This window comes from Paenibacillus sp. FSL H8-0282 (assembly GCF_037963825.1).
Taxonomy (GTDB): domain Bacteria; phylum Bacillota; class Bacilli; order Paenibacillales; family Paenibacillaceae; genus Paenibacillus_AQ; species Paenibacillus_AQ odorifer.
In genome coordinates, this window is the sequence record NZ_CP150146.1 from 200,163 (window position 1) to 214,384 (window position 14,222).

Here is a 14,222-nt window from a genome sequence, read left to right on the forward strand (position 1 = left end):
ATTCCTATGACCAGTCTCCTTAATCAGAATGACTCATCAAATATTGGTTAGAATGCTTCTAGGGGTCATCAAAACTGTAATTACACTCGTAGAAGCTTATGTGCCGTTATCTTCGGATAGGGTTTCGACTCCCCCCGGCTCCATTTGAAAGACCCGCTGATTGATATTATCCCCTTCAAGTAGACACTCAAAAAAACCTTCATGTTATCATGTAGGCTTGAGTGCCACTTGGAGGGGATATTTTTTATGGCTAAAAAAGGTCAAACATTTCAGAAGTATACAGAGGAATTCAAATTAAAGGCGGTCAGAGCGTATTAAGAGGGTTCATCGAGCTATAAGGAGGTAGCTGAACGAGAAGGGATACGTAACTGTTCTCAACTGATTGAACACACATGAGGCCAGTTTTTTCGTTCTCTAAAGTATACCTAAATAGGATGAATAATAACTGGTTAAATTTACAAATTTGTCATGTGACAATAGTGATGACAGCAGTAACTATTCTCTCAAATGCTGGAATTATATAATGGATAGATTACATAGACAAGATAGGCTTCGTAAGGCTATTGTCTATAAGTTTTTATTTTGTATTATTTATTTATAATGTAATTATATTACATAAAGTATTATATTGATATTTATATGAAATGGGGAGAAACATTGAGAGAAAGAATTCTAACTCTATTCATGACGATTGCTATTCTATTCACGACAATCACACCCGGGTTGGTACCGAGTGCTGAAGCAGCAGGAGGCACAGTTACAAAGACCTATACAGCAACTGCTGATACGATGCAATTAAATGGTCAAGCGGAATATAACGGAATCTATGATAATGACGGAGATGGTTATCTATATGTCGGCATGAGCAATAATGACGGCTTCGTCAATGTGCGCAATAGAATGGCCGCATCTTTCAATTTAGGTGCTCCAGAAGGGACCATTGTATCAGCAGAGCTGGTTGTGACGGTTGCTACTGTATTAAGAGTCCCGAATCACACGCTGTACATGGAGGCAAGGGGCTCTGCTGCGAATAGTTTGGACCATAATTTTAATGGTACCTTCCCCTTCGTAGATGTGAATAGCCCTTTTTCAGATAAATTTACGGCGAAAAGCACTGCGGAAGTGCCGATGGGCACTTATCTTCAGGATCAATCGATTACTTTCAATGTTAAGAGTGCTGTCGATGCCTTTACGGGTGGTTCTGATCGCACAGTAACTTTTACACTTAACGGCAATGAAGCAGATGCAGACAGCGGGAGATTTTTATTGTATTCCTTAGAAGCTTCGAATGCTGCATTTCGCCCGAAGCTAGTCGTTACTTATGAGACCGGACCGACGAATACCCCGCCTACGGGCTCTTTCAAAATTGCGGAGGGAACAGCGACAAGCGCCAGCACAGTCAATCTATCCGTAACAGGTTCAGATCCTGATGCAGGTGATAGTGTTACCCATATGAGATTTGCGAATAGCGTTGCTAATTTATCGGCGGCATCTTGGTTGCCTTTCAGCAATACAGCAACATTCAGTCTAAGTGGAGGGGATGGGGCGAAGAACATCTATATGCAGGTGAGAGATTCCAACAATGCGATATCTGCCAGTTCTTCTCAGATCATTCTATTGGATCAGACAGCACCAACAGGTGCACTGATTATTAATGATGGTGCTGCATGGACGAAATCAGAGATGGTCACTTTAAAAGGAACCTATACGGATGGAAGCGGCTCAGGAGTTGAGCAGGTGCGTCTCTCCAATGTTAATGGGACTTGGCAGACCAGCTGGTTCAGTATCGCTGATCTGAACGGGAGGTCATGGGTCCTTCCGGCTGGACAGGGAGTCAAAAACGTATATGTACAATATAAAGATAGAGTTGGTAATTCGAGCAACTCAACTATTAGTAGTACAATTACAGTAGATACAATAGCTCCTGTTATTACAAATGTAGTGAATAACATAGTATATAATAGCAAAGTTAATCCTCTATTTTATGAAGGCAGCGGATTGCTTAATGGGAGTCCCTATACCAGTGGTACAGACATCACCCAGGATGGAACGTATACACTGATCGTCACCGATCAAGCAGGCAATAGTGCGACGGTGGTTTTCAAGGTTGATACGATAGCACCTACCGTAACGGGAATAGCGAATGGTGTAATATACAACACAATCAAAACGATTACCTTTAACAAAGGAACCGCGACTTTAAACGGAGCTGCTTTTGTTAGTGGTGCACAGGTTTCACAAGATGGTGTGTATACCCTGATTGTAACGGATACAGCAGGCAATGTAACAACGATTAACTTTGAGATAGACACAACAGCACCTAAAATTAAAGGGGTAAGCGAGGGCGGGGTTTATAAGTCGGTAACTCCCAGTTTTAATGAAGGAACAGCGCAGCTGAATGGAACTGCTTATATGAGCGGTACAAGGATTGATCAGGATGGTGTGTATACGCTGGTTGTAACCGATACAGTAGGTAATGTAACAACGGTTAACTTTGAGATCGAAAATGTGGCGCCAATTGTTACGGGAGTAATGGAGGGCGGAATTTATATATCGGTAGTTCCTAGTTTTAATGAAGGGACAGCGCAATTGAATGGAACTGCTTATACAAGCGGTACAAAGATTGATCAGGATGGTGTGTATACGCTGGTTGTAACCGATGCAGCAGGCAACGTCACGATGGTGAAATTCATCATTGACAGAACCGCTCCAACCGTCACCGGCGTTGTTTACGGGGTGAGCTACAACACCGACAGAACGATCACTTTTAACGAAGGTACGGCAACGTTGAACGGAGATCCATTCGCAAGTGGCGAGACCGTTTCCGCTGAAGGCGACTATACACTCATTGTGACCGATGCGGTGGGCAACGTTACGACAGTCAGCTTTACGATCCACAAAACCGGCCCAACCGTTACTGGGGTTGTTTACGGATCGAGTTATAATACCGACAGAATGATCACGTTTAACACGGGAATCGCAACATTGAACGGAGATCCCTTTGCTAGCGGATCTGAAGTCAGTGCCGAGGGCGACTACACACTCATCGTAACGGACGCGATGGGCAACGTTACAACCATTGCATTCACGATCGATAAAACGGTCCCGATCATTAGCGGTGTGACCGACGGCTCTATCTATAACACGAATCAATCGATTACGTTCAATGAAGGTACGGCGACCTTGAACGGAGATCCATTTGCAAGTGGCGCAACCATTTTCGCCGAAGGTGACTATACGCTTGTGGTGACGGATGAGGCGGGTAACGTTACGACGGCCAACTTCATCATTGACAGAACCGCTCCAACCGTCACCGGCGTTGTTTACGGGGTGAGCTACAACACCGACAGAACGATCACTTTTAACGAAGGTACGGCAACGTTGAACGGAGATCCATTCGCAAGTGGCGAGACCGTTTCCGCTGAAGGCAACTATACACTCATTGTGACCGATGCGGTGGGCAACGTTACGACAGTCAGCTTTACGATCCACAAAACCGGCCCAACCGTTAATGGGGTTGTTTACGGATCGAGTTATAATACCGACAGAATGATCACGTTTAACACGGGAATCGCAACGTTGAACGGCGATTCCTTTGCTAGCGGATCTGAAGTCAGTGCCGAGGGCGACTACACACTCATCGTAACGGACGCGATGGGCAACGTCACAACCATTGCATTCACGATCGATAAAACAGTCCCGATCATTAGCGGTGTGACCGACGGCTCTATCTATAACACGAATCAATCGATTACGTTCAATGAAGGTACGGCGACCTTGAACGGAGATCCATTTGCAAGTGGCGCAACCATTTTCGCCGAAGGTGACTATACGCTTGTGGTGACGGATGAGGCGGGTAACGTTACGACGGCCAACTTCATCATTGACAGAACCGCTCCAACCGTCACCGGCGTTGTTTACGGGGTGAGCTACAACACCGACAGAACGATCACTTTTAACGAAGGTACGGCAACGTTGAACGGAGATCCATTCGCAAGTGGCGAGACCGTTTCCGCCGAAGGCGACTATACACTCATTGTGACCGATGCGGTGGGCAACGTTACGACAGTCAGCTTTACGATCCACAAAACCGGCCCAACCGTTACTGGGGTTGTTTACGGATCGAGTTATAATACCGACAGAATGATCACGTTTAACACGGGAATCGCAACATTGAACGGAGATCCCTTTGCTAGTGGATCTGAAGTCAGTGCCGAGGGCGACTACACACTCATCGTAACGGACGCGATGGGCAACGTTACAACCATTGCATTCACGATCGATAAAACGGTCCCGATCATTAGCGGTGTGACCGACGGCTCTATCTATAACACGAATCAATCGATTACGTTCAATGAAGGTACGGCGACCTTGAACGGAGATCCATTCGCAAGTGGCGCAACGGTTTTTGCCGAAGGTGACTATACGCTTGTGGTGACGGATGAGGCGGGTAACGTCACAATGATTTCTTTCACAATTGATCGAACAAACCCGATTATAACCGGTCTAACTGTAGGAATAAGCAACTACACCAGTCCGTTGACGATTGGATTTAATGAAGGTACCGCTACATTAAACGGTCAGCCCTTCACAACCGGAACGAGAGTTATATCTTCTGGCGACTACACGCTAGTCGTCATCGATGAAGCAGGAAATCAGACGATTGCCACGTTTACGCTGAACATCTCGACTCCTGAATCCGGTTCAGGTTCAAGCTCAGACCCAAGTACAAGCTCAAGTACAAGCCCAATTCCAAGCTTAGGGCTAGAGATCGAGATCAATGGAGTTAAACAGAAGGATTTAGCCAAAGAAACAACTGCTGTTATGAACGGAAAGAAAGTGACAACGGTAACCATCGACGAGAAGAAATTATCGCGTTACCTCGATTCCTTACCCGATAAGCCAGTCATTAACATACCGGTCCATAATGATTCAAATCGTGTTCTTCTGCTCTTAAACGGTCAGCTTATCACAACACTGAATGACCGAAACGCAGTTATTCTAATTCAAACGGAGCTTGGTTCCTATCTTCTAGCTGCCAACCGGATCGATTGGAGTCTTGTCACGAAGCGTTTCGGTTCGGAGGATGCACTGCGAAACATGGTGATTCAAGTCGAGATTACCAATGTACCAGAAAGCGATATCGTGCAACTTGCTAATAGTATAGGGAAGGCAAGACTCTTGTCGCCGCCGATTGATTTCAACATCACAGCAGCACATGGCGGTAAGACGATTGAGCTCAACAAGTTTCTTAGCTATGTCGAGCGGACGATTGTCATTCCCAATTCAGCAGATGATCACAATAAAAATATAACGGGGATTACGATGACGAAGGATGGAAACATCGTGCCGGTACCTACCCGAATGATGAGGGAGAACGGCAAGACCTTTGCTGTCATTTATAGCCTGACAAATAGCGTCTATGCCGTTATAGAGAATGACAAAACCTTTGCGGATATTCAGAATCATTGGGCGAAGTATGATATCGAACAAGTAGCGTCCAAGCTGATCGTCCAAGGTGTCACTGAATCGAGCTTTCAACCGAACAAGCAAATTACCCGAGCTGAGTTCACGGCGATGTTGGTCCGGGCTCTCGGATTACACACGGTTGATCAGCCTACTAGCTTTACTGACGTCAACAGCGGGCAATGGTATTACGAAACGGTCTCCATTGCGGAAGGCTACGGGTTAGTTACGGCAAGTAACAACAGCCAGTACACTCCCAACGAGAAGCTAAGCCGAGAAGAAGCAATGGTGTTGCTGGGGAAAGCCATGAAGCTTGCTGGGATGGATACAGCGATTTCCGATAGCGAAGCCGCTCAACAGCTTAGCACATTCAAAGACCATCATTTGCTCGACTTGTCTGCAAGAGCGGCAGCTGCACTTAACGTTAAATACGGAATTATCATAGGCAATCAAGGACAGCTTACGCCGAACAATGTCATTACACGTGCCGAAGCTACCGTCATTTTACAACGCTTGCTCGAAGCGGCCAAACTGAGTTCGTAACTTTTTTGTGTATATTTAGAGGAACTCGTCATGCATTACCTCGTGATCACCCATTACAAACTCCTGCTCAGCCGTTATTTGCCCCTTCTAGATTTGATCGTACTTGCGAAGTTTGTAATTAACCGCTTCGAACGCTTCGTCTAGGTCTTGTTGTCGTTGCAACTCTTTTTTATGCTACTCAAGGATCGCCTTTCTTTATAGGAGAGTTTGTTTTCCTTGAATGGCTAAATCAGTGTAATAAAGATGCTTCCAAAGGCAAAGTTACGGATATGTCTACCGCAAGCTCTTATGCAGTGAATCTAATTAAAGATGAAGCAGAAGCTAGTATTATCAATGGGAAGAAGAATGGCGTATTTGATCCGCTGGGCAATGCCACACGCGCATCGATACGCTGACCAAGGAATGATCTTAAACTATGCTACCTCGCCGAACATCCGAATCATCACACGGCGGCGAATTGTGGATTTGTACAGCCATGGCTCGGCTCCATATGGAGTACTATTGAAGACACCATGAAAGGTGTCTTTTTTCATATTTTCAGAATATGATCTGGACTATGCGTGGCGGTTCAAAAAAATGAGTATCTTGCTAGATCCAGTATCTTTCGTATGTGGAATTAAAGATTGCAGTGAAGAAGGTGTGAAGGAAAATTTAAGGTTCTATATAGGGATAAAAAAGGCAAACCTAGGATAGGAAGAGTTAATAGGGAGATATAAATGAAAACCAGTATACTTATGCTATAATTTAATAAAGTGACTCTGTGTTTTAGAAAAATTGGATAAAGGATGCATTGACCAACCATGTATGAGAATCAGACTTCTATGCACCACAAGCTGTTTATTATCGGCGCAGGTGCTGCCGGACTAATGGCCGCCGTTACTGCGCGTGATATGGGTATCGATACTGCCATTCTGGAGGGTAACGACCGGATTGGAAAGAAGATATTAATGACAGGTGATGGCCGCTGTAACATTACGAATGAATCCACTGCGACGGGTACGGATGAAGCAATTGCTTTATCGCACAAGTATCACAGTAATCAGGCCGGATTTCCACTTGCGGTATTGCAGCAATTTGGCATCCGTCAGACTATAGATTTTTTCTCCTTTCTCGGGCTTCCACTTACAAGATTGAAGGAGGGCTTGATGTATCCAATGTCGCTGCAGGCAGCAGCGGTGCTGGATATTTTCCAGCTTGCGCTGGAGGATCGGAATGTTCCGGTATACCTCAATAACAAAGTGTTGGATGTTACTGTTTCGAAGAATCATCCGCGCTTCAAGATAAAATGCCAAACGGAGACAGAGGAGGAGGTTGTTTATACTAGCGACTATCTACTTCTATCTGCGGGTGGCCTTGCCGGTCCAAATGCGGGAAAAGAACCTCCTGGGTATACACTTGCCGAACGTCTGGGGCACACCCTGATTGAGCCTTTGCCGGCCATTGTGCAATTGAAGCTGCAATATCCGAATATGAGGGCACTGTCCACTATCAAATCTCAGGGACAAGCCCATATCATTGTGAACGGTAAAGTCATCTGCAGTGAACAGGGTGAAATTGCCTTCACGGATTATGGTATTACCGGCCCGCCAATTCTTCAGCTAAGCAGGAAGGCTGCGTATCATCTTGCAAGAGGAGAACAGGTAACATTGTCGGTTGATCTGATGCCGGGCCGCACGGAGAAAGAGTTAGTTGAGTTTTTAGAAAGGCTCTGGGAGACCTTTGGACACCGGACGGTTGCGGATTCTCTCGTTGGCATCTTTAACAAGAAGCTTGTTACGGTCCTACTCAAGGAGACCGGCTTAGATCAGCAACCACAGCTGCTTTGCCAGGCTCTGTCGTTGAAAACTAAGGGGAAATTTTATCAAATCTTGAAGCGTTGGGAATTTAAAGTGACGGATACCAATGGCTTTACGAATGCGCAAGTGACAGCCGGCGGCATTGATACGTCGGAACTCATCGAAGGAACGCTGGAATCCAAGCTGGTGCCTGGGCTGTATTTGGCTGGCGAAGTGATGGATGTCGACGGAGATTTCGGCGGCTATAACCTGCAATGGGCCTGGAGTTCCGGATATGTGGCCGCCATGGCGCTAGCTAAGTCAATTCAATAAATTTATTAGGAAAAGGGATGCATCAATTAACATGTATAAGGATCAGACTTCTAAGCACCACGAGCTGTTCATTATCGGTGGGGGTGCTGCAGGTCTAATGGCTGCAGTTACAGCGAGGGATCAAGGTATTGATACAGCAATTATTGAAAGCAATGACCGGCTTGGGAAGAAAATAATAACGACGGGTAACGGGCGTTGCAACATTACGAACCAATCCACCGCCACCGGTACGGATGAAGCGGCCGCTTTATCACGCAAGTATCACAGTAATCAGGAAGGATTCCCAATACATGTATTGCGGCAATTCGGTGTCCGCCAAACGATCGAATTTTTCTCCTCACTCGGGCTTCCTTTTGTAAGCTTGGAGAATGGCCGGATGTATCCGATGTCGCTGCAGGCGGCTTCGGTGCCGGGTGTATTTAAGCTGGCGCTGGAGGATCGGAATGTTCCCGTATATTATAAACATAAAGTGTTGGATGTTACCGTTTCGGCGGGACATCCGCGGTTCGCGATAACCTGCCAGACGGAGACAGAGGAACAGGTTGTGTATACCAGCGACTATCTTTTTCTATGTGCAGGCGGCCTTACCGCTCCCAAAACGGGAACGGACGGCTCCGGTTATACGCTTGTCCAACGCCTGGGGCACACCCTGATCAACCCGGTGCCAGGCATTGTACAATTGAAGCTGGATTATCCGTATTTGAAGGAACTATCGGGCATCAAATTTGAGGGAGAGGCCCATGTTATCGTAAACAATGAAGTCATACGCACTGAGTCTGGTGAGATTCTTTTTACGGACTATGGTATCTCGGGCCCGCCCATACTTCAGCTCAGCAGAAAGGCTGCGTATAATCTCGGAATAGGAGAATCGGTGACATTGTCGGTTGATTTAATGCCGGAGCGCACGGAGGAAGAGTTAATTGATTTTCTGGAGATCCACTGGGGGATCTTCGGACACCGGACGGTTGCCGATTCTTTTGTGGGCATCGTCAGCAAGAAACTGATTCCAGTTCTGCTGAAGGAGGCTGGAATTGATCAACAGCCGCACTTGCTTTGTATGGATTTATCATGGAAAACCAAGAAAATATTTTATCGAATCTTGAAGCATTGGGAATTTAAAGTGACCGATACCAATAGCTTCACGAATGCACAAACAACAGCCGGTGGCATCGATACGACGGAGCTAATCGAAGGAACGTTAGAATCTAAGTTAGTCCCTGGGCTGTATTTGGCAGGTGAAGTGATGGATGTGGATGGAGATTGCGGCGGCTATAACCTGCAATGGGCTTGGAGCTCCGGCTACGCCGCTGCTATGGCGCTTGCTAATCGACGTGCCAGCACCACGTAAGGGGGTAGAGGGTTGCTGACTCTTAAACGATCATCTATTACTATGGCAGAGGTTTGCTGTAACAAGTCTGGTTTTAGTAATGTGAAAGCGATGAGGATTGTTTCTCATCGCTTTTTTTGTGATTTTTTAAAGTTTTGTGCTCATTTTATTCGTTGCTTAACTCTGATGTCTTTATTTTACCTCAACTTTATTGTCGTCCCTTTATTAATCCTTAAGTTTATCAATTAGAGTTAGTATTCGTCTATTTTTTGTATCTTCCTTTTTAGCAAGCTCAATATAATTAATCTGCTCTCGTTTAATGTAATCAGGCTGGTTTAGAAATGTATTCAGCATGTGGTACTCTTCAAGGTTTGTAGTAATGTAATCAGGCACAATCAGTTTACGATTTTCCTCACATTTCTTAAGTATTATATGTAATGTATCACCGAGCTCTTTTTGTACTGCTCTTCGAATAAATTCGTTATAAACAAAATAATGCCCATTCTTTGACGGCAATAAAGTATGGTCAAATTCGTGCCCGTCAACAGAGATTTGAATAGGTACTTTACCATTAGTATTGAATATCTCCCTTACTGAATAGGGGAAATAGACTACTTTCCATTTCATTTTACCTTCCAGCAGCCTTATCTCACTATCAAATTCATAAACCATACTAAATAACACTCCTCGTGGTAAAGAAGCTGATTTCGGTCACTAATTTTATCATAGCCACTTTGCTGTTTGTAGGTGATTCGAATTCAATATGCTGTTGCAATAACCTATATGATGTTGAACATGCCTTATCTGCATGAGGATAACATCAGTTTTAGTTATTTCTTCGTATAGTACACATGGTTCCAATAATCTGCCGTCAGTAAGTTCAGCAAAAAAATTACGAGCCACACTCAATATCTCCTCTACGTACTCCGTCATTTCTTCCTTAGTAGGGTAGTCAGAGCACTCCTTATCTAAGTCTTCTGTTATATCTTTACCGAAGTCAGGTATCGTGAATTCTTCATCCTTCTGCTGCCTAAACCAAAATTTCATGCTGGTTGTAGCGTGGAATATATGCTTCCAGTATTTATGCTTGGCATTCTTCCAAAAATGATCAGGACATACTTCGATAAGATTCTTCAACATTTCTACGGTTGGATCAAACTGTCTTCTTAAAACAGCCACCATCTTATCACTCATGTTCATCAACTCACTTCTCGAAATTTAGAATCTTAACTTTATTCTTGTCCTAAACAACCAAAACCTTCCATTTTGTGATGGTTCATTTGGAAAATTTGTGAAACATACTCAATCACAAACCCAACTGTTACGGGATTTTCCGTTCTTTGAACATCTTGATGATGAATAATTAGCTGAAATTGCTAAGGTATGTGGCGAGCGTACTTATATAAAAGGAGAGTCCATCTTTTTTGAGGGTGAAGAGGGAGAGGAGCACTATCTGGTTCTATCTGGAGTTGCTCACGTGTTGTTGCGTCTAACAGAACAGCACGGAGTGCCCTCTGATAAAGGTGTTCTAATCGATTTGAAATTAACGCATCAACACCTGGCGGATATGACAGGAACGGCGCGTGAGACCGTGACAAAATCATTGCTTGGATTACAGGATGAGCAGTTGATACGTATTGATCAGAGGAAAATACATTATGATACGGCTCCATAGGTAGTAAAAGAAAAGACACCTTGAAGGGTGTCTTTTTACGTTATTGCAGCTTGAAAAGAAGATGCCAACATTATCCCCGACTTTAATGAAAGTTCCCGGTTTCATTTTCCGTGAATTTTCCGTCGCTGTCATGCTGAGATTGCTTGCGGCGATCATTACGGGCTTGTTGTTGCTGTTGGGCTTCCAGGCTGTTTACGGGCGTGGCTTCCAAATCTTTTACGGTGTTGATCAGATTCTTGTCTGGTTTATTTGCGCTCAATTGAAAATTCCTCCTTGATTACCTAATGGTTGTGAATTTTATTATGTGCTGGCTACTGTGTGGCTATTCGTGTTGTATGATCACAATCCATTCGCTGTCCTATAATCATTAGCTCAGAACACGGTTAGATAGGGGAGATATGAGTAAATGATTGTTTCGGAACCTTTTTTAGTTTTGATATGTTGAACGTGTTCTGGTTCCAGAATTTGTATTATTTTCGAAGGGGGACAGGGGCTAGATGCAGGATCTCTTTCTAAATATTTAGGAGGTGAAAAGAGAAACTTCATTTTTTGCAAGCGGTTACAATGATATCTGCAACAAATTAAAATCGGGAGGAAATAAAATGAAAAAAAGAGTTGCAAAGGTAACCAGTATTGTTGTGTTGTTTTCTCTTGCTCTTTCTTTAATAGTAGGTGGATGGACAAATACGGTGGTGCATGCTGCTGGTCTTGCGGTAACAGGCAGTGGAGGCTGGAATGAAACGGCATATGTGGAATGGTCACCTGTAAGCAATGCGACAGGGTATAACGTTTATGTTAAATTGGCAAGTGCAGCGGATTCTGGGTATCAACAAATTAATAATGAGTTAATCCGCAAATATCCTTCCTACTGGAGAGCGGATGCTGTAGGGCTTGCAGCCGGAAATTATGTGATGAAAGTTGAAGCTACGTTGTCAGGGGGTGGGACGGTAAGTGCGGTTTCAAATCCACTATCCGTAACGTCATATGACCGCTCAGGGTTTGCTTTTTCGACTAGCTCGCAATATGGTACGGGATCAGGGGCTTATAATGAGAATGGAACCCTCAAGAATGGTGCTCAAGTGCTGTATATAACATCTCAGACTGCGCAAACCGTAACCCTTGGTGTGAAAATCAACAGCTCCGGCGCTGTACAAACAGGGGTTGGCCTGGGCGGTATTCTGGCACTGAGACAAAAAGGCTATGATACAACTCCACTTGCGATTCGAATTATCGGAAAAGTTACAGCTGCTGATCTGAGTGGACAGCTTAACAGCAGTGGGTATCTTGAAGTCAAAGGTAAAAACAATTATTCGGAAATGAATATTACTATTGAAGGTATCGGAAATGATGCTTACGCATACGGTTGGGGAATGCTTCTAAGATATGTAGGTAATGTGGAAGTAAGAAACCTGGGTGTAATGTTATTCCCCGACGATGGCATTTCAATGGATTCTGGCAATATGAATGTCTGGGTGCATAATAATGATATTTTTTATGGAGCTGCTGGAGGCGATGCAGACCAAGCCAAGGGCGACGGTTCCACAGACCTTAAAAATGGATCCAACTATATTACAATCTCTTACAACCATTACTGGGATTCCGGAAAATCTTCGCTAGTTGGTTTGAGTGAGCCGGCTGAATTTTTTGTTACCTTCCACCACAACTGGTTTGACCATTCGGACTCCCGTCATCCGCGGATTAGAGTGGCATCCGTCCATATCTATAACAACTTTTTCGATGGTATCTCCAAATACGGTGTGGGTGTTACTACAGGTGCTTCAGCTTTTGTAGAATCTAATTATTTTAGACATGCTAAGTTTCCAATGATGATCTCCTTACAAGGTACAGATGCTTTAGGGGAGGGCACATTCTCAGGCGAAAATGGAGGTGTGATTAAAGCCTATAACAATCTTATTGTAGAGGCTTCAAGTCTCATCTATGCGAATTCAAACACAGGGACAGCTCCTGCTAATGTTACCTCATTTGATGCTTACTTAGCTTCGTCAAGAAATGAAACCGTCCCAAGCTCATACAAAGCATTAAAAGGCGGAACAGCCTATAACAACTTCGACACGAGCGTAAATACAGGAGTGAACGTATCTAATATTGATAACGTAAGCAATGTTGAACAGATTGTTATGGCAAAAGCCGGACGTCTGAATGGCGGAGACTTCACATGGGAATTTAATGATTCAGTGGATGACGTTTCGTATGCGTTGAATACAGCGCTGATGTCTGCAATCAGAAGCTACACAACGGGACTTGTCTCTGTAGGGGGGAATTCAAACCCAACGAACCCGACTCCGACTCCATCAGTAACACCTACGCCAACAGTAACTCCTGTGCCAACAGCGACCCCAGCTCCAACAGCGACTCCAGCACCGACGACAACGCCAGTGCCGACAGCGGGAGCAAACGTTCACAACTTTACTACGGATGGAACAACAAGCAGCTTCTTCAATATTCAAGGCAATCTCTCAACAAGTAAGGGAACTGTGGCCTATCAGGGTTTAACCCTAACCCAATGTCTAAAAATCGAGAGTGTTACCAGCATTCAATTCACTGCTGCTAAAGCTTCAACGCTAACCCTAGTGTTCAACACAGAGGGAACGAAAATCAAAGTGGATGGAACAAGTTATCCTACAACCAATGGCATTGCCACTGTCTCTCTTGCCGCAGGTGCACATACCATTACAAAAGATAGTACGGCGAATCTGTACTATATGAAGCTGGAATAGGGGAATGGCTGCCTCTACTTTAATATGGAGTATCAGAAACGCAGAAAAGCGACCTGTAGGGGTCGCTTTTCTTTGCTTTTTCTTATGATCTTATTACTTGAGTTATTGTCGATTCAAAAACTATTAATTTTGTGTTGATTTGATTAATCTTTATCATCAACCAAATCAATAATCTCACGAATATCCTCAATATTTAAAGCTTCTGCAATTTTGCCTATATGACTAAAGTTAATATTCTCCCTTTTTCCATTAGCTAACTCACTTAATGCGGCATGTCGGACATCGGATATTCTGGACAATTCTCGTAGGGAAATCTTATGTTTTTTGGTCAATTCTGATATTTTTACTATAACTCTCTTTCCCAC

10 protein-coding genes are annotated in these 14,222 nt (G+C 44.2%); 6 read left to right on the forward strand and 4 right to left on the reverse strand.

What is annotated here, in order from left to right:
- The first annotated feature begins 657 nt into the window (after positions 1-657).
- From NST94_RS00975 to NST94_RS00990, 4 genes are all read left to right on the forward strand, one after another.
- Positions 658-6,009, forward strand: coding sequence for an S-layer homology domain-containing protein (locus NST94_RS00975; RefSeq protein WP_280753379.1), 5,352 nt, complete (start codon positions 658-660; stop codon positions 6,007-6,009).
- Positions 6,010-6,342: 333 nt separating this feature from the next.
- Positions 6,343-6,525: a hypothetical protein gene (locus NST94_RS00980; RefSeq protein ID WP_139329976.1), complete on the forward strand. Its 183-nt coding sequence runs from the start codon at positions 6,343-6,345 to the stop codon at positions 6,523-6,525.
- Positions 6,526-6,809: 284 nt separating this feature from the next.
- Positions 6,810-8,117, forward strand: a complete 1,308-nt coding sequence (locus NST94_RS00985; protein WP_081383478.1) for an aminoacetone oxidase family FAD-binding enzyme — start codon at positions 6,810-6,812, stop codon at positions 8,115-8,117.
- A 31-nt stretch (positions 8,118-8,148) separates the two neighbouring features.
- Positions 8,149-9,465 (forward strand): NAD(P)/FAD-dependent oxidoreductase, encoded by a 1,317-nt coding sequence (locus tag NST94_RS00990; protein ID WP_076126895.1) that lies wholly within the window; start codon positions 8,149-8,151, stop codon positions 9,463-9,465.
- Between the two features lie 204 nt (positions 9,466-9,669).
- Here the strand turns inward: NST94_RS00990 and NST94_RS00995 are convergent, their stop codons facing one another.
- Together NST94_RS00995 and NST94_RS01000 are read right to left on the reverse strand one after the other, a co-directional pair.
- Positions 9,670-10,116, reverse strand: coding sequence for a YdeI/OmpD-associated family protein (locus NST94_RS00995; RefSeq protein ID WP_076279925.1), 447 nt, complete (start codon positions 10,114-10,116; stop codon positions 9,670-9,672).
- A gap of 51 nt (positions 10,117-10,167) precedes the next feature.
- A complete protein-coding gene (locus NST94_RS01000) occupies positions 10,168-10,638 on the reverse strand; it encodes a DinB family protein (protein ID WP_175620008.1) in 471 nt (156 codons plus the stop codon).
- 283 nt (positions 10,639-10,921) lie between these two features.
- Between NST94_RS01000 and NST94_RS01005 the strand changes: the two genes are divergently transcribed.
- Positions 10,922-11,119 carry a helix-turn-helix domain-containing protein gene (locus NST94_RS01005; RefSeq protein ID WP_076303217.1) on the forward strand — a complete coding sequence of 66 codons (198 nt, stop codon included), beginning with the start codon at positions 10,922-10,924 and terminating at the stop codon, positions 11,117-11,119.
- Between the two features lie 82 nt (positions 11,120-11,201).
- Here the strand turns inward: NST94_RS01005 and NST94_RS01010 are convergent, their stop codons facing one another.
- On the reverse strand, positions 11,202-11,378 hold the full coding sequence (locus NST94_RS01010; RefSeq protein ID WP_169744731.1) for a hypothetical protein: 177 nt from the start codon (positions 11,376-11,378) through the stop codon (positions 11,202-11,204).
- Positions 11,379-11,721: 343 nt separating this feature from the next.
- On the opposite strand from NST94_RS01010, the gene NST94_RS01015 reads away from it, so the two are divergent.
- Entirely contained in the window at positions 11,722-13,857 is a 2,136-nt protein-coding gene (locus NST94_RS01015; protein ID WP_339281547.1) for a pectate lyase, read from the forward strand.
- 143 nt (positions 13,858-14,000) lie between these two features.
- On the opposite strand, the gene NST94_RS01020 is transcribed toward NST94_RS01015, so the two are convergent.
- Positions 14,001-14,222 carry a helix-turn-helix transcriptional regulator gene (locus NST94_RS01020; RefSeq protein ID WP_076126905.1) on the reverse strand — a complete coding sequence of 74 codons (222 nt, stop codon included), beginning with the start codon at positions 14,220-14,222 and terminating at the stop codon, positions 14,001-14,003.

What these genes read in the sequence shown, in the direction of transcription:
- NST94_RS00980 (WP_139329976.1), top strand. Translation starts at nt 6,343, where the DNA reads ATGGGAAGAAGAATGGCGTATTTGATCCGCTGGGCAATGCCACACGCG.
- NST94_RS00985 (WP_081383478.1), top strand. Translation starts at nt 6,810, where the DNA reads ATGTATGAGAATCAGACTTCTATGCACCACAAGCTGTTTATTATCGGC.
- NST94_RS00990 (WP_076126895.1), top strand. Translation starts at nt 8,149, where the DNA reads ATGTATAAGGATCAGACTTCTAAGCACCACGAGCTGTTCATTATCGGT.
- NST94_RS00995 (WP_076279925.1), bottom strand. Translation starts at nt 10,116, where the DNA reads ATGGTTTATGAATTTGATAGTGAGATAAGGCTGCTGGAAGGTAAAATG.
- NST94_RS01000 (WP_175620008.1), bottom strand. Translation starts at nt 10,638, where the DNA reads ATGAGTGATAAGATGGTGGCTGTTTTAAGAAGACAGTTTGATCCAACC.
- NST94_RS01015 (WP_339281547.1), top strand. Translation starts at nt 11,722, where the DNA reads ATGAAAAAAAGAGTTGCAAAGGTAACCAGTATTGTTGTGTTGTTTTCT.